Annotated in this window: 16 protein-coding genes and 2 pseudogenes; 8 read left to right on the top strand and 10 right to left on the bottom strand. The window is 45.8% G+C overall.

Going from position 1 to position 15,728, the window contains the following annotated elements:
• The 4 genes from IPJ02_12030 to IPJ02_12015 all read left to right on the top strand — a co-directional run bounded on the left by IPJ02_12030 (position 1) and on the right by IPJ02_12015 (position 3,433).
• Positions 1-2,211, top strand: coding sequence for a patatin-like phospholipase family protein (locus IPJ02_12030; GenBank protein MBK7376254.1), 2,211 nt, complete (start codon positions 1-3; stop codon positions 2,209-2,211).
• A 42-nt stretch (positions 2,212-2,253) separates the two neighbouring features.
• Positions 2,254-2,775: a gamma carbonic anhydrase family protein gene (locus IPJ02_12025; protein ID MBK7376253.1), complete on the top strand. Its 522-nt coding sequence runs from the start codon at positions 2,254-2,256 to the stop codon at positions 2,773-2,775.
• 75 nt (positions 2,776-2,850) lie between these two features.
• The gene (locus IPJ02_12020; GenBank protein MBK7376252.1) at positions 2,851-3,060 is read left to right on the top strand and encodes a hypothetical protein; all 210 of its coding nucleotides are present in this window, start codon (positions 2,851-2,853) and stop codon (positions 3,058-3,060) included.
• A gap of 70 nt (positions 3,061-3,130) precedes the next feature.
• Positions 3,131-3,433, top strand: coding sequence for a hypothetical protein (locus tag IPJ02_12015; GenBank protein MBK7376251.1), 303 nt, complete (start codon positions 3,131-3,133; stop codon positions 3,431-3,433).
• Here the strand turns inward: IPJ02_12015 and rsgA are convergent, their stop codons facing one another.
• The 5 genes and pseudogenes from rsgA to IPJ02_11990 all read right to left on the bottom strand — a co-directional run bounded on the left by rsgA (position 3,434) and on the right by IPJ02_11990 (position 8,426).
• The gene (gene rsgA, locus IPJ02_12010; protein ID MBK7376250.1) at positions 3,434-4,360 is read right to left on the bottom strand and encodes a ribosome small subunit-dependent GTPase A; all 927 of its coding nucleotides are present in this window, start codon (positions 4,358-4,360) and stop codon (positions 3,434-3,436) included.
• Between the two features lie 113 nt (positions 4,361-4,473).
• Positions 4,474-5,475 carry a VWA domain-containing protein gene (locus IPJ02_12005; GenBank protein MBK7376249.1) on the bottom strand — a complete coding sequence of 334 codons (1,002 nt, stop codon included), beginning with the start codon at positions 5,473-5,475 and terminating at the stop codon, positions 4,474-4,476.
• A gap of 6 nt (positions 5,476-5,481) precedes the next feature.
• Positions 5,482-6,354, bottom strand: a complete 873-nt coding sequence (locus tag IPJ02_12000) for a hypothetical protein (GenBank protein ID MBK7376248.1) — start codon at positions 6,352-6,354, stop codon at positions 5,482-5,484.
• A 62-nt stretch (positions 6,355-6,416) separates the two neighbouring features.
• A pseudogene (locus tag IPJ02_11995) lies at positions 6,417-7,282 on the bottom strand (DUF58 domain-containing protein).
• A 142-nt stretch (positions 7,283-7,424) separates the two neighbouring features.
• Positions 7,425-8,426 carry a MoxR family ATPase gene (locus IPJ02_11990; protein MBK7376247.1) on the bottom strand — a complete coding sequence of 334 codons (1,002 nt, stop codon included), beginning with the start codon at positions 8,424-8,426 and terminating at the stop codon, positions 7,425-7,427.
• Between the two features lie 167 nt (positions 8,427-8,593).
• Between IPJ02_11990 and IPJ02_11985 the strand changes: the two genes are divergently transcribed.
• Positions 8,594-8,926 carry a YbjQ family protein gene (locus IPJ02_11985; GenBank protein MBK7376246.1) on the top strand — a complete coding sequence of 111 codons (333 nt, stop codon included), beginning with the start codon at positions 8,594-8,596 and terminating at the stop codon, positions 8,924-8,926.
• 31 nt (positions 8,927-8,957) lie between these two features.
• Positions 8,958-9,740 carry a PIG-L family deacetylase gene (locus IPJ02_11980; GenBank protein MBK7376245.1) on the top strand — a complete coding sequence of 261 codons (783 nt, stop codon included), beginning with the start codon at positions 8,958-8,960 and terminating at the stop codon, positions 9,738-9,740.
• Between the two features lie 5 nt (positions 9,741-9,745).
• On the opposite strand, the gene IPJ02_11975 is transcribed toward IPJ02_11980, so the two are convergent.
• The gene (locus IPJ02_11975) at positions 9,746-11,428 is read right to left on the bottom strand and encodes an NAD+ synthase (GenBank protein MBK7376244.1); all 1,683 of its coding nucleotides are present in this window, start codon (positions 11,426-11,428) and stop codon (positions 9,746-9,748) included.
• Between the two features lie 73 nt (positions 11,429-11,501).
• Here IPJ02_11975 and IPJ02_11970 point away from each other — a divergent pair, with 73 nt between their 5' ends.
• Positions 11,502-12,515: a hypothetical protein gene (locus tag IPJ02_11970; GenBank protein ID MBK7376243.1), complete on the top strand. Its 1,014-nt coding sequence runs from the start codon at positions 11,502-11,504 to the stop codon at positions 12,513-12,515.
• On the opposite strand, the gene IPJ02_11965 is transcribed toward IPJ02_11970, so the two are convergent.
• Together IPJ02_11965 and apaG are read right to left on the bottom strand one after the other, a co-directional pair.
• Positions 12,516-13,619, bottom strand: a complete 1,104-nt coding sequence (locus IPJ02_11965; protein MBK7376242.1) for an acyl-CoA desaturase — start codon at positions 13,617-13,619, stop codon at positions 12,516-12,518. It lies immediately after the preceding gene.
• Positions 13,620-13,747: 128 nt separating this feature from the next.
• Positions 13,748-14,134 carry a Co2+/Mg2+ efflux protein ApaG gene (apaG, locus tag IPJ02_11960; GenBank protein MBK7376241.1) on the bottom strand — a complete coding sequence of 129 codons (387 nt, stop codon included), beginning with the start codon at positions 14,132-14,134 and terminating at the stop codon, positions 13,748-13,750.
• Between the two features lie 89 nt (positions 14,135-14,223).
• On the opposite strand from apaG, the gene IPJ02_11955 reads away from it, so the two are divergent.
• On the top strand, positions 14,224-14,448 hold the full coding sequence (locus IPJ02_11955) for a (4Fe-4S)-binding protein (protein MBK7376240.1): 225 nt from the start codon (positions 14,224-14,226) through the stop codon (positions 14,446-14,448).
• 11 nt (positions 14,449-14,459) lie between these two features.
• Here the strand turns inward: IPJ02_11955 and IPJ02_11950 are convergent, their stop codons facing one another.
• Positions 14,460-14,804 (bottom strand): translation initiation factor, encoded by a 345-nt coding sequence (locus IPJ02_11950; protein MBK7376239.1) that lies wholly within the window; start codon positions 14,802-14,804, stop codon positions 14,460-14,462.
• Between the two features lie 3 nt (positions 14,805-14,807).
• Positions 14,808-15,658, bottom strand: a pseudogene (gene nadC, locus IPJ02_11945) (carboxylating nicotinate-nucleotide diphosphorylase).
• Between the last annotated feature and the right edge of the window lie 70 nt (positions 15,659-15,728).

The raw sequence follows: 15,728 nt of genomic DNA, 5'->3' as shown, positions 1-15,728 counted from the left end.
ATGAAATTTCTTCTTTCCCTTCTTTGTCTCATTGTTTTTGCCTCCTCCATGCATGCACAGGAAAAGCTACGCCCTAAGATCGGGCTTACCCTCAGCGGCGGGGGAGCAAAAGGGTTGGCGCATATCGGCATCTTGAAAGCCATTGACAGCGCCGGCCTGAAAGTGGATTACATTACCGGCACAAGCATGGGGGGCATCCTTGGCGCCTTGTATGCAGTTGGTTACAGTGGCAATGAAATAGAAAAAATAGCCCGTGAAATTGACTGGGACCAGTTATTCGGCAACCAGATATCACTGCGTACCCTTTCGGTGGAGGAAAAGGAACAGTACAGCCGGTTTGCCATTGAACTGCCCTATGTAAATAACAGGATCAGTCTGCAAACAGGTGTTATTAAAGGACAGGAACTGAACATGAAATTCTCCGAACTGTTTTTCCATGTTTCGGATGTACGGGACTTCAACCAGTTCAAAATACCTTTTAAGTGCATGGCCACCGACCTGGAAACCGGGAACCTGGTTGTGCTGGATACCGGGAACATCACCACTGCGCTTCGGGCAACCATGGCGATCCCTTCTATTTTTTCGGCGGTGAATATCGGCGACAAAAGGCTGGTGGATGGCGGCGTGGTAAGGAATTTCCCGGTTAAGAATGTAAAGGAAATGGGGGCCGACATCGTGATCGGCAGCAACGTAAGTACCGGCCTTTCGGCAAAAGAAAAAATAACCAATCCCATCGATGTTATCCTGCAGATGGCTTTTTTCAAGGAAGCAGGTGATTTTAAGGAAGAGATCCCGCTGACCAATTATTACATCTACATGCCGCTTGAAAAATACAACATGGGCAGTTTTGGCAGCAGCGGCATCATTTTAGACGAAGGGCTGGAAGCCGGCCGTTCCTATTATACGGTCTTTAAAAAACTGGCTGACAGCATCAATGCCTTGGCTGGCAATGAACCAGAAAGATCAGATTCGATCAATGCCCATACCGTTTTCATTACCGGTTATAAAGTTACCGGCCTGAAAAAAACAAGCGCCATTTTCCTGGCTCACCTGATGAATTTTGACGATAACCGCACCTATACCGCAGCACAGATAAATAAGAGCATCCGCCGGGCATATGGCTCACGCTATTACAACAATATTAACTATACCCTTGATCATTCCAGTGCCGACACTGCCTCGATCATTTTCAACGTGGAAGAAAACCCAAGCACCCATGTAAAAGCAGGCCTGTATTACACCCGTTTCCGGGGCATCAATGTAAACCTGAACCTGACCTCCCGTGACCTGTTCATACCCAATTCAAGAAGCATGGTCTCCCTTTCATTGGGAGAGAGCATACAATTAGAAGCTGAACACCTGCAGTACCTGGGCCGTATAAAGAATATCGCATTCCAGCTTGGTTTCCGGCTCGACAACCAGGAGATCAATTCGTACACCAACTTCAAAGCAGATGGTTCATACAAACAGAATTATTCCCAGACCTATCTCAATTTCCAAAACAGCGGCAACAATAAAGTAGCGGCGGGCATTGGCACCGCATTCGAGTATATTCACTTTGGTCCTGCCATCCGTTCAGCATCAGAGATTAAGGGAAATTTCACCAACTTTAAAAGTTATGCATTCCTCAAATACAACAGCCTCAACCAGATCTTCTACCCTACCAAGGGAATGAAACTGAATATGGAACTGGCACATGTATATAACCAAAAGCCCCGGATCACCCAGCTTGAGAACGGTCAGCCAATCCCGGGCAACCTGAATTTTGATGACTACAGCCGGCTTTATTTTGACGGGACCATCTTTGCTGCACTGAATTCAAAATTCAATTTCTTTACCGGGCTGCAGGCAGGCATCAATTTCACCAGCAACAGCAATGAACTCAATGATTTCCTGATCGGTGGTATCAACGGCAGCTTCCGTAACCAGGTAAAATTTGCCGGTTTACAGGAAGCAACGCTCCATTCTTCCAGCGTGGGGGTTTTACAACTGGGTTTGCGGTACAACCCGGTCAATAATTTTTACCTGATAGGCCGTGTTAATGGTTTGGTCAAAGACTTTATCACAGGCACATCAAGCATTTCAGGCCTTACCGGTTATGCGCTCACTTTCGCATACCGTACTCCCATCGGTCCGCTGGAGTTAAGCGCCATGTACAGCGACCAGAGCAGGAGGCTGCAATCGTATGTGCTGTTCGGAATTACTTTTTAACAAGATCCTGCTTTAGCAGGGTTCATACATAAATAAACGATCATGCCTGTAATTCTTCCGGTAAAAGGGATCTTGCCCCGCTTTGGTAAAAACTGCTTTATAGCGCCCAATGCCAGCATTATTGGCGACGTGCTGATGGGGGATGACTGCAGTGCCTGGTTCAATGCCGTTATCCGGGGTGATGTGAACATCATCCGCATGGGCAACAAAGTGAATGTGCAGGACGGGGCCATCCTACACTGTACCTACCAGAAAGCCGGCACCCTCATCGGAAATAATGTGAGTATCGGACACAATGCGATCGTACACGGCTGCGTTATAGAGGATAATGTGCTCATAGGTATGGGCGCTATTGTGATGGACCATGCGGTGATTGGCAGCAACAGCATCATAGCTGCCGGGGCGGTGGTACTGGAAAACACCCGGGTGGAGCCGGGAAGCATCTATGCCGGGGTTCCTGCCAGAAAGGTAAAAGACATAAGCCCCGAACTGATCAGCGGCGAAATTGACCGGATAGCCAATAATTATGTGACATACAGCGGGTGGTTCAAGGACCCCCTCTAGCTTTCCACCAGCTGGGGAGGAGGAAGTGGTAACGGGGCTATTCAAATCATTCAACAAAATAGTTATCTTTAAAACATGAAAAAGATACTGTTACTTTTTATCTGCGCTTCTTTTATGCTGAATGGCTGCTTCATCAGCCGCATATTCACCAAAAAGGAAAAATATGGCTGCCCCACCAACGGAAGAAATGTTGGTGCTGAAAAGATATTGGCAGGGGACGAAAAATCAATCAAGGCAGAGAAGAAAGCAAAGTATAAGGGGAGAAAGAGTTTACAACCAAACTAGAGGTAAGCATTCGTTACCTGTAGTAGTATTCCGGCAATCCAGTATTTTATCTTAAAAAACCTATACCTCTATGTGCTACGAACTGAAAACCACCAATGGCTGTACCGAAGCTGTTATTGACGACAACTGCGGCATTTCAAAATTCTACGCCATTGCCAATACACTGGCCAAAGACCTCAAAGTTAAATTTCTGAACCAGGTTGATGATGCGGAAACGCTGGATTGGGATTTCCAGTACCGGGGACAGTTTCTCACGTTGCATTATAATATCTTCAACGGGGTAAGCATTTACCCGCAGCAGAAAAAGAATCTTTCCAGGAACAACAATGTGGTAATGGAAGTAGCACATTTCCTTGAGCACCGGGTCTTCTGATCAATAGTGTTTTTCATTGATCGTTTCCAGGATATTGCAGTAGCTGATATAACGGTCAATGTGAATGGCCCCTTCCTCCACGGCAGCTTTTACCGCACAACCCGGCTCATTCAGGTGCATGCAGTTATTGAACTGGCAGTTGTTGATCAAAGCCCTCATTTCCGGAAAGTAATGTGAAAGTTCCTGTCTTGAAATATCCACCAGCCCCAGCTCTCTTATTCCCGGAGTATCAATGATCTTTCCCCCTCCCGGCAGGTCAAACATCTCAGCAAAGGTTGTTGTGTGCAGGCCCTTGCCGCTCCACCCGCTTACATCCTGTGTTTTAATATTCAGTTCAGGAAATACCTTGTTGATAAAAGATGATTTGCCCACGCCGGAGTGGCCGCTCAGCAGGGTGACCTTATCCTTCAGCAATGCTTTTACCGCTTCGATCCCTTCTCCGGTTTCCACACTCGTCAGCAATACGGTATAACCGGTCTTTTCATAAGTGGCCCTCAGTTCAGCAAATTTTTCCAGTTCTTTTTTCTTATACAGGTCGGCCTTATTGAATACAATGACCGCAGGCACATGATACGCTTCGGATGCGACCAGGAAACGATCAATAAATCCCTGCGATGTTTTAGGGTCTTTCAGCGTGGCAAATAAAAGCGACTGGTCTAAATTGGAAGCGATGATGTGATGCTGGTGTTTGTTGGCCGGTGAAGTACGGTTGATATAGTTCTTCCGGTCTGCGATCTCGGTAATGGTCACTGAATCTTCCAGTTCATTCTCCGTTTCAATTGTAACCTTATCGCCAACGGCAATTGGATTGGTGCTGGTAAACCCTTCTATTTTGAACTTTCCCAGGATACGGGCAGTGTACTGCTTGCCGGATCCATCTTTCACAATGTACCAGCTACCCGTGCTTTTATATACTATGGCATTCATGGAACACAAATTACACGAATTACACGAACCTGCCTGCCGCAGTCAGGTTTCAGCAATTAAAATGAATTGCTGCTATGAAATGCCTGACCCATGGCCAGGGGATGTCAGACCAGCTATGGGAATTTCCTGAAAACAGTAAAACGCAATACCATCTCTAAAAAAAGAAAAGCAAGCGCTGCGATAACAAACGGAAAGAACTTCTCCGTGTACCGGGTACGGGTGCTGATCTCTACTTTTGATTTTTCCAACTGGTCTATTTCGGTATAAATGCCGGCAAGACCTTCATTATCTTTTGCCCGGAAGTATTTGCCTCCCGTCTCCGCTGCGATCTCTTTCAGCAGTTTTTCGTCAATAGAGACCTTTCCCTGTTGCATCACCACTCCCATGGGCGTATTCACCGGCTGGGGGGCATACCCATCAGTACCAACCCCAATGGTATATACTTTTACCTGGAATGCCTTGGCTATTTCCTTGGCGGTCTGCGGATCGATCAATCCACCGTTATTTTCTCCATCGGTCAGCAGGATAACGATCTTACTCTTTGTTTTGCTGCTGCGCAGGCGGTCAACACTGGTACCCAGGCCCGAACCGATGGCTGTTCCATCTTCCAGTAAACCATTGCGGATATTTTCAATGGCAGAAATAAGCACGCGGTGATCGGTGGTGATGGGACACTGGGTAAAGCTTTCTCCGGAAAAGATAACGATCCCGATCCGGTCTGTGAGCCGTTTATTTACAAAATCAATGGCTACTGTCTTGGCTGCCTCCAACCGGTTAGGCGTCAGGTCCTGTGCCGTCATGCTTCCGCTTACATCTATGCATAGAACAATGTCCAGTCCTTCCCCTTCTGCATTCTGTTCTTCATACATCGTTTGAGGCCTTGCCATGGCTGCAATAATGAACAGAACAGCCAACAACCTGAGCATAAAAGGCAAATGCCGTAAACTGCTTCTCCAGGAAGACAGGCCCGGCGCTGAGGCATCGGAAATAATTACAGAACCCTGCCTGGCGTTGCCCTTCCGGACATACCAAAAGATAAGTACCGGCACCAAAACCAGCAATGCAAAGAACCAGGGGTGGCCAAAACTTATATTTTTAAAATAGTTAAAGAGCAAGGTGGTTTATGGTTTGTGGTTTGTGGTTTGATGTTCTATCAGATCAATTGCCGACTTTATTTTTTTCAGACAGTCTTCAGATTCTGCTACCCCGGGTAAATATTTTGCAAACTTTACCGCATCGGTGCATCGAAGGGCGGTTGCCAGGCTGGAGACATTCTCGCCGGACATGCCGCCTTCTGTCATCCGTATCAAAAGATCACCGGTGGTTTTGACCTGGAGGTTTTTCTGCTGCTTACGGCTGAGGTACCTTTTAAAAATATCTGCCAGCCCGGAATGATACAGTTTAATGCCAGGCGCTTCCAGCAGGTTGAACGTTTGCAACCTGCTCATTTCTGCCATCGCTTCGTCATACGCTGAAAGTTTAGATACAGAGATCTCCGGGTTCTCCTTCCTTTTCCGCTTCAGGTATCTGTAAAGCAGGAAGGCGAACAACAATAACAAAATGGCCCCGCCAATAATGTAATACAGGGTATAACCGGTAACAGATACGTTGATGATGGGCTTTATGTCCCGAAGCTGGCTGGTGCTGTCTGGCGGAGAATAGGAAACATTTATTGCAAACGAATCAGTCTGTAATTGTGACTGAGATAAGGAAAATGGTAAAGAAGGAAAGACCCATTTACCTGAATCAAAACTTGTAAAGATAAGCGTTTGCTCGATGGTCTTTGAATCATCCCTGTAAGATACGGTGTCTGTTTTACCGGCATCAATGATCTCAAAATGCGGAATGGAATCGGGTACCGGGATCCATTTGATCTGTCCGCTGAACCCTGGAGGCAGAGTTGCTTTTATTTTCAGCGTTACCTGTTCGCCAATAAGGATATTGTTTTTATCTGTGATGGTCTGAACTGGCTGGCAGAAGCAAACAGATGCCAAAAGAGAAAAACAAGTGGTTAACCCGATAGATAAAATTTTCCTTTTCAGCATTATCTTCCGTATCAGCTTCTTTTAATAAAAAATTTCTGCAGGATCTTTACATAGTCGTCGTCCGTACGCACATGCAGCAGTTCTGCCCCCGCCTTCCGGAAATAATTCTTGCTGGCTTCGCTTTGCTGCATGAAATGCTGCTGGTAATTATACCGCACCAGGGCGCTGCTGCTGTCGATCCATTTTGTTTTGCCCGTCTCCGCATCCTGCACCTGCAGCAGTCCCGCATCGGGCAACTGCATATCCATTTTGTCATAAACCCGTATGCCGATCACATCATGCTTATTTCCGATCACTTTCAGGTCATCGTCATAACCGGTTGCAATAAAATCGCTCAACACGAAAGCGATGCTCCGTTGTTTTACCGAACGGCTGAAAAATTTAATGGCATCATCTAGGTTGGTGCCTTTTTTTGTTGCCTCCACGGTAAGCAATTCCCTTACGATGTACAGCGCATGCTGGCGCCCCTTTTTGGGAGCAATATACTTTTCCATCTTATCGCTGAAAAAGATACAGCCTACCTTATCATTATTGCTGACGGCGCTGAATGTAAGTACAGCGGCCATTTCCACGATCAGGTCTTTTTTCTGTTTAGCCACTGTTCCAAATAAATTACTGGCGCTGGTATCGATCAGTAACATCACGGTCAACTCCCTTTCTTCTTCAAAAACTTTGTGAAAGGATGGCTGAACCGGGCGCTTACATTCCAGTCAATGAAACGGACATCATCCCCCGCATAATATTCCCTCACCTCCCGGAAACTCATTCCCTTTCCTTTAAAGGCAGAATGATACTCCCCTGTAAATAAATGCGTGGTGATCTTCTTGCTTTTTATTTCAAGTTCACGCACCTTCTTTAGTATCTCTTCTGTTGTCAGCATGTTTGTTCAGCCCTCCTGAACTGCGTTCGTTCTCTTTTCAGAGAACCCCGAAGGGGTAGCTTTTAGACCCTGATTAATTAAAAAGTTTCATAAATAGTTTTACTGCTTATAAGTCCCCCTTGGGGGATTTAGGGGGCTTTTAAGGTACATTCACAACTCTCAGTATTTCATTTATTATCTGTTCCACATTCACATTCTCTGCTTCTGCTTCGTATGTCAAACCAATACGATGACGCAGCACATCTTTGCAAATACCCCGCACATCTTCCGGAATAACATAGGCCCGGCTGTTCAGGAAAGCGTAGGCCTTGGCTGCGAGGGCAAGGTTGATGCTGGCCCTTGGTGAACCACCGAAACCGATCAATGGTTTGAGTTTCGGCAGGTTGTATTTATCCGGGAAACGGGTGGCAAAGACAATATCCAGGATATAATTCTCCACTTTCTCATCCAGGTAAACCTTGCGCACCAGTTCCTTTGCAGTTAGAATTTCACTGGTGGAGGCTACCGGGTGTATTGCTGCAAGGGTTAGCCCCAAGGTATTTTGACGGATGATCAGTTGCTCTTCTGATTTTGTAGGATAATCAACCACTACCTTCAGCATGAACCGGTCAACCTGTGCTTCCGGTAAAGGATACGTACCCTCCTGCTCGATCGGGTTCTGGGTGGCCAATACCAAAAATGGTTCGGGCAGCTTATAGGTTGTTTCACCGATGGTTACCTGCCTTTCCTGCATGGCTTCCAGCAGTGCACTTTGTACTTTGGCCGGGGCCCTGTTAATTTCATCGGCCAGGATAAAATTTGAAAAAATGGGCCCTTTACGAACCATGAACTCATTCTTAGCCTGGTTGTAGATCATGGTACCCACCACGTCGGCCGGCAACAGGTCGGGCGTGAACTGTATCCTGCTGAAGTTGGCATGAACGGCCTGGGCAAGGGATTTGATAGACAAGGTCTTTGCCAGCCCCGGCACGCCCTCCAGCAGCACATGGCCATTGCTTAAGAGGCCGATCAGCAACCGTTCGATCATGCCCTGCTGGCCAACGATCACTTTACTTAATTCATCATTGATACGTGTAACAAACCCGGAAGCGTGATTAATTTTTTCATTCAGCAGCCGGATGTCTTCAGATGTTTGAGCCATAATTCGGTTTTAATCTTCGGTTTTATCCTCTCCTTCCTTCGACTCCGCTCAGGAGGGATTTGGGTGAGGTCGCAAAGTACGAACTATGGCTCAACAAATATTTTGCCGTTTTAGAGAAGGGGGAAAAACTTTGTTAAAATGGCTTAACTTCCATAAAACTTTTTATCATGATAGAACAACAACTAATAACCACATCAACCATGCTGGAAGGATACCGCATCACCCGGCAACTTGGGCTGGTAAGGGGTATCACCGTACGCAGCAGGAGCATATTCGGCAATATTGCCGGTGGTTTTCAAACCCTGGTGGGAGGCAAGATCTCCATCTATTCGGAGCTCTGTGAAAAAACAAGGGAGGAAGCCTACCAGCTGATGATCCAGCATGGCAATGAACGGGGCGCCAATGCCATCATCAATATGCGCTATGATGCAAATGAAGTAATGAACGGCGTTACGGAAGTGCTGGCTTATGGAACGGCAGTGGTGGTGGAAAAGATATAATCATTCACTGTATACCGGTCAATCATCAACAATGAAAAAGTATATAGCCTTCGTTATTCTCGTGCTGATAGGCATCCCCGGGTTTTCACAGGCAAAAAAACAAAAGACCATCCTGGTCATTGTTGCTCACCCTGATGATGAAACAGGTTTTGGTGCTGTATTGTCTAAACATGCAAGGCTGGGAGACCGTGTATACATTGCTTATGCGACAGGAGCTAAAAACGACTCCAGGTTTTCGGCTACTGCACCCGATTCCCTGGAAAAATTCAAACAGGCAGAAATAAAATGCTCCTGTGAAAAATTAGGGATCATGCCCCCTGTTTCTCTTTCGTTCACCAGTATGGACAGGAAATATGGGGAGAAAGATGGTGTAAGAGCAGCCGTAGAAACCGGCAACCGGTTTAAAGAAAAAATCAAATATCTATTCACGCAGTTGCAACCAGACCTGGTTATCAGTTTTGGACCCGAAGGAGAATATGGCCATCCCGAACATATTATTGTGGGAAGCCTGGTCACGGAATTATTATTAAGGGAAGGTTGGGTTGAAAAATATCCACTCTATTACTTTGGCTGGACGAAGACGCAGGAAGCAGATGGGGATGGCTGGGTACGTTATGCGGATGATCAATACTTTAATGTAGCTGTCCACTATACACAGGAAGATGAACAAAAAGCAATGGAATCGATCAAATGTTATCCCACCGGGTTTTCGCAAAAAGATATTACGGAAATGATCGAGTTTGAAAGCAAACGGGAAAACGTACTTTACTTCAGGAAATTCGTGGTGGAAAAGGGATTAAAAAAGGAATTTTGATCAATTTATCCAAGGTACTTCCCTACGATCGGCATCCTCCTTCCCACTCCAAATGCCTTGGGCGAAATACGGATGATGGGACAAAACTGGTTGCGCTTGTATTCATTTATGTTCACCATGCGCAAAACCCGGTCAACCAGGGCTGCATCAAAACCCAGTGCCTTGATCTCATTCGGACCCTGCCTTCTTTCGATGTACTGGTACAGTACCTTATCAAGTATGCCGTAATCAGGAAGGGAATCAGAATCTTTTTGACCTGGTCTTAATTCGGCGCTGGGTGCTTTGCTGATGATATTACCCGGAATGACCGCTGCATCCCTGTTCATATATTTTGCCATTGCATATACCTGCTGCTTGTAACAATCGCCCAGCACGCCAAGACCCCCGGCCATATCACCATAAAGCGTTCCATACCCGGTAGCCAGTTCACTTTTATTGGAAGTGTTCAACAAAATATACCCGAACTTATTGGCAATGGCCATCAGCAGGTTCCCCCGGGTGCGGCTTTGTATATTTTCCTCGGCTATGCCGAATGGAATGGCGTTAAAAACCGGCTTCAATTCTTCCAGGAAGCTGTTGTAAATATTTTCGATGGGGATGATATCATAGGGATTACCCAGGTTCAGGCTTAGCTGCTCCGCATCATTCACGGAATGAGGAGTTGAAAATTGCGAAGGCATTAGAACCGCTCTCACATTTTCTTTACCCAGGGCTGTACAGGCAAGCACCAGGGTAACAGCACTGTCAATACCGCCGCTGCTGCCGACGATGGCCTTGCTGAACCCCATCTTGGAAAAATAATCCCGGATGCCCATCACAATGGCATCATGCACCATGGCGATGTTCAGGTCCTCTTCCAGGGCTGCGGGGTTAAGTTCTTTGTCCGGTAGCCTGCCGGCCGGTTCAAGCACGGGAGCCCCAATGGTACCATCATCATTCAAAACAAAAGATTGCATGGATGACTGAAAGGAAGGAAGCTGGCCACAGAGGTTGGCATCCTTATCAAATACCAGGGAAGTCCCATCAAAAACAATTTCGGTCTGGCTGCCAACCGCATTGCAGTAAAACAGGGGCAGTTTGTACTTGGCAACATTTGATTTAATGGTTGCCTTGCGGTCCTCATCATGCGTATAATCAAAGGGCGAGGCGGATAAGTTGATCATCACATCCGGCTGCTGTTTCATCAGTTCATCCATCGGGCAAATGCGGTACATGGGGTTATCCCCCAGGTTCCAGATATCTTCACAAATGGTCACGGCCAGTTTCTTTCCTTTAAATTCCATCACATTCCATTCATAGGCCGGCTCAAAATAGCGGTATTCGTCAAACACATCGTAGTTGGGTAAACAGGTTTTATGTGCAATGCCTTTTACTTCCTTTTCATACAAAAGGAATGCTGCATTGAATAAGTCTTTTCCTTCTTTCACCGGGTTACGGTCCGGCGCCCCAACCAGCACCCCGATCGTATCAGCATGCAGTTTTATCTCATCAATAGCCGCATAGCTCTTATTGATAAAATCATCAAACTCCAAAAAATCACGGGGGGCATATCCACAAACACTCAGCTCGCTGAATACGACCAGGTCAGCCCCCTGCCTTTTTGCTTCGTCAATGGCACAGATGATCTTTTGCGCATTGCTTTCAAAATTGCCGATGTGATAGTTTTGCTGTGCCAGGAAAATCTTCATAACCCAAACCCCGAAGGGGCTTAACTTTGTGTTTAGAAATGAATGTATTTATTTGTAAAGTTAAATTAAGTAAATGAGAATAATGGTTGCACTGTTTTGCCTTTCCCTGGCTGTTATCGCCTGTAACAGAGGCGACAAAACACCCGATGTATCAGGCACCAAAATTGAACTAAGCACCCAGCGTTTTGAACAGGACCTGTTTACCCTGGATACGGTGAATTTTTCAGCCAACCTGGACCTGTTGCAGGCAAAGTATCCTTCATTCGGTGAGAATTTCCTGTCCACCATTTTAAACTGCGACCCCAAATGGTCTGCAGATACCACGGAAAATTACGTTGCTGGTTTCATCCGGGCATACAAACAGGTGTATGATACGGCACAAATTGTTTTTAAAGATTTTGGACCCTATGAGAAGGAATTAGCAAAGGCATTACAGTTTGTAAAATATTATTTCCCTTCATACAAAATGCCTGAAAAGATCATCACTTATATTGGTCCGCTGGATGGTTATGGCGATATCCTCTCCGACGATGAGATCATTATCGGGCTTCACCATCACCTGGGAAAGGACTTTACCCTGTACCGGTCTGCCCTGGTGCAGGAAACCTACCCCGATTATATCAGCCGCCGCTTTACGCCCGATCATATTGCCGTGAACTGCATGAAAAATATTGTTGACCGATTGTACCCCGAGAAGATGGAAGACAAACCCCTGGTACAACAGATGGTGGAGAAAGGGAAACGGCTTTATTTACTGACCAGGTTGTTACCAGGCACCGAAGAATATAAACTGATCGGGTATTCAGAAGATCAGTTGAGGGGGGTATATGAACATGAAGCGGCTGTCTGGGACCTGTTTGTTCAGAATAATTTCTTACAGACCATCGATAACAACATCATCAAAAATTATATTGGAGAAGGTCCAAAAACGCAGGAACTCGGCGAAGCATCACCGGGAAATATCGGCAGCTTTGCCGGATGGCAGATCGTAAAAAAATTCATGAAGAAGAACCCCGGATACAGCCTGGAAAAACTGATGGCAACGGATGCTGAAACCATTTTCCAGCAGGCAAAATACAAACCGTAATTATGCTGCTTTTACCTGGTGAAATTCCTGGGCAGGTCTTTTTCCAAGGTATTTCATTACCCGGAAATGGGAAGCCACCGCATCCGAAAGGGTATCGTATTTATTATAGGGTAAATTGAACTCCCTGCATTTCTGCATCACGATTTTGCTGATGGCGGGATAATGTATATGGCTGACCTTTGGGAAAAGATGGTGTTCGATCTGGAAATTCAATCCGCCAACAAACCAGGAAATGAGCTTATTTCCCATGGCAAAATTAGCGGTGGTTTTCACCTGGTGCTCTGCCCAGGCTGTTTCAATGTGCTTTGTCTCATCCAGTGGCACATGCTCAAACTCGGTATTCTCAACCACGTGCGCCAGTTGAAACACCAGGGAAAGGGTTAATCCCATTACTACATTAAGGGCCATGTATCCGGCCAGCCAGGGTAAAAATCCCCAGACAGCGATTGGAAGGGCAACATAAAAAAAGAGGTATAAGATCTTTGTAGCCCAGAAAATGATATGATTTTTTGTAGTCATTGTCCAGGCATCGGTTGTATATATCTTATGGGAAAAATATTTTTTAAAATCCATGATGAATATCCAGAAGATGGTTGACAAAGAATATACCGGGAGCAGGTACAAATGCTGGATCTTATGTGCCGGTACCCATTTTTGAGATTCGCACTGGCGGATGATGGGGCTTTTGGCAATGTCATCATCAATGCCATCCACGTTGGTGTAGGTATGGTGGATGATATTGTGTTTCTGTTTCCAGAAATAAGAACTGGCTCCCATGGCATTCAGGCTCAGGCCAAGTAAATCATTGAGCAAAGGTTTTGTGGAATAACTGCCGTGATTGGCATCGTGCATTACGCTAAAGCCGATGGACGCCAGTGTAAATCCCAGCGCCATACATATCAATAGTGCCACCCCCGGGTTTACCGAACCTGCCATCAGTATTGCATACATGGCAATGGCAGCGCTTACGAGTATTATTGTTTTACTGAATAATCTCCAGTCGCCGGTCTTTTGGATCTTATTTGCAACAAAATATTCTTCTACGGAAGATTTCAAACTCTGATAAAAATCATTGTTGCGGTTTGAAAATGTGATTTTTGCCATAATACCTTGATGGTTGATTAGAGTGATTCTTTAATAACTGAACGAAAAGCTTACACAGGGATGTGATAAAACTGGCCTCAGGCCGATGGTTAAAGGTAAGCCAAAAAACGGTACAGAAAAGGTTAAATTCAATTCAGTTTGAATGGTGCACACATTTCAAAAGCGGGAATTACCGCATGAAATGTTTTCTTATTATTTATATTTTCCATAAGGTAGGTTCCGTTCATCTTCCCGATCTCAGAGCGAAGGTTGCATCCACTGACGTATTGATAAGACTCCCCGGGATTTATTTGTGGCTGAACGCCTACAACACCTTCCCCTTCCACTTCCCTTGTACTGCCATTGCTGTCGTTAATATGCCAGTGCCTGCGTAAAAGTTTTACCGGGAAAGCATTATTATTTTCAATGGTAATGCGGTAGGCAAACATATACTCGCTGTTCACCGGATTGCTGTAATCAGGCTGATAGTATGTTTCCACACTGATGGTTATACCTTCTGATATTTTAGAGATCATGCTGTACGTTTGCGATGCCCGTAAAAGTAACACTAAAATCTGCTTTTTGTTGTAAATTACATACTACATCACTGTTAAAACATGTTGCAATGCCTTTAAGAACACATCAGTACAGCAACGGGGAAATAACGGTCATCTGGAAACCGGAGGTATGCATTCACTCCGGCATTTGTTTTAAAGGCCTTGCGGAAGTATTTGACCCCCGCAGAAGGCCATGGATCGATATGAGCCAGGCCGATACCCAACGGATCATGGAGCAGGTGAAAAAATGCCCGAGCGGGGCGCTGAGTATAGGGGAAATATCTTCAGAATAAATACGGTTCGTTTATACCCTTTTTGCAGATCTATATCCATTCTTAAGCAGCCATTGCAATACTTTTTCCCGGTGATCTCCCTGCACGATTATTTCTCCTTCTTTTACGGTGCCGCCTGTTCCGCAAAATGATTTTAATTTTTTTCCCAGTTCCTCCAGGTCAGCATGGGTACCGGTAAAGCCGTAAACCAGTGTAACGGCTTTACCGGCCCGGTGTTTTGTATCGAGTATTATCCGTAGCTGCTGTTGCGCCCGCTCAGGTGTTTGCAGCTCCTTGCTGTCCTTCTCCGGCAGTTTAAAGTTGGGGTCAGTTGAATAAACCAATCCGCCGAATGAGGTAAGTTTTTTCTTTGACATGATCTAAATGATTACAGCTTTCAGGCTCAGGTCGAGGCTCCTTGCCTGGTGAACGATGGCGCCGCTTGAAATAAAATCAACCCCGGTGGCAGCATACCATTCTATATTTTTTAAATGGATCCCCCCGCTGGCTTCTGTTTCGTATTTACCACCGATCATTTTTAATGCTTCGGTAATTTGTTCGGGTGTAAAATTGTCCAGCATGATGCGGTTCACTTTACCCACCGCCATTACTTTCCGCACATCATCCAGGTTCCTTGTCTCCACTTCTATTTTTAATCCCGGTTTTTTTGCCTGGATATAATCGTATGCTTTGTCAATGGCTTTTTCAATGCCGCCGCAATAATCAATGTGGTTGTCCTTCAGCATGATCATGTCATACAGCCCAAAGCGGTGGTTCACCCCGCCCCGATCCGCACTGCTTCTTTTTCCAGCAGGCGGAAGTTGGGCGTCGTCTTCCTTGTATCCAGCAAACGGGTTTTATACCCTTTTAATTTATCAACATAGGTCCGGGTGAGTGTGGCAATGCCGCTCATGCGCTGCATACAGTTCAGCACCAGCCTTTCGCACTGCAAAATGGTATGCACTTTTGCATGTACCTCAAATGCCTTTTCGCCATACATCATTCCCTCCCCGTCTTTTTTATGCGGCGTAAACACGATATCCGGTTGCATGTGCCTGAATATCTTTTCAGCCACTTCCATGCCGGCAAGTACACCATCCTCCTTGATCTTCAAAACGGCTTTCCCCTCCGTGCCGGGGTCGATGGAGGCAAGGGTGGAATGATCGCCATCGCCGATATCTTCTGCCAGGGCATTTTTTATCAACTGTTCCAGTTGCTGGTTAGTATCCATAACAACAAAGCTAAGGAAGAACACAAAAGAAAAACCCCGGACTTCCGGGGTTTGTAAAAAATATTTTCAA

It is taken from the genome of Chitinophagaceae bacterium, assembly GCA_016710165.1.
Lineage (GTDB): Bacteria > Bacteroidota > Bacteroidia > Chitinophagales > Chitinophagaceae > Ferruginibacter.
This window is presented reverse-complemented; position numbering and strand designations above follow the sequence as displayed.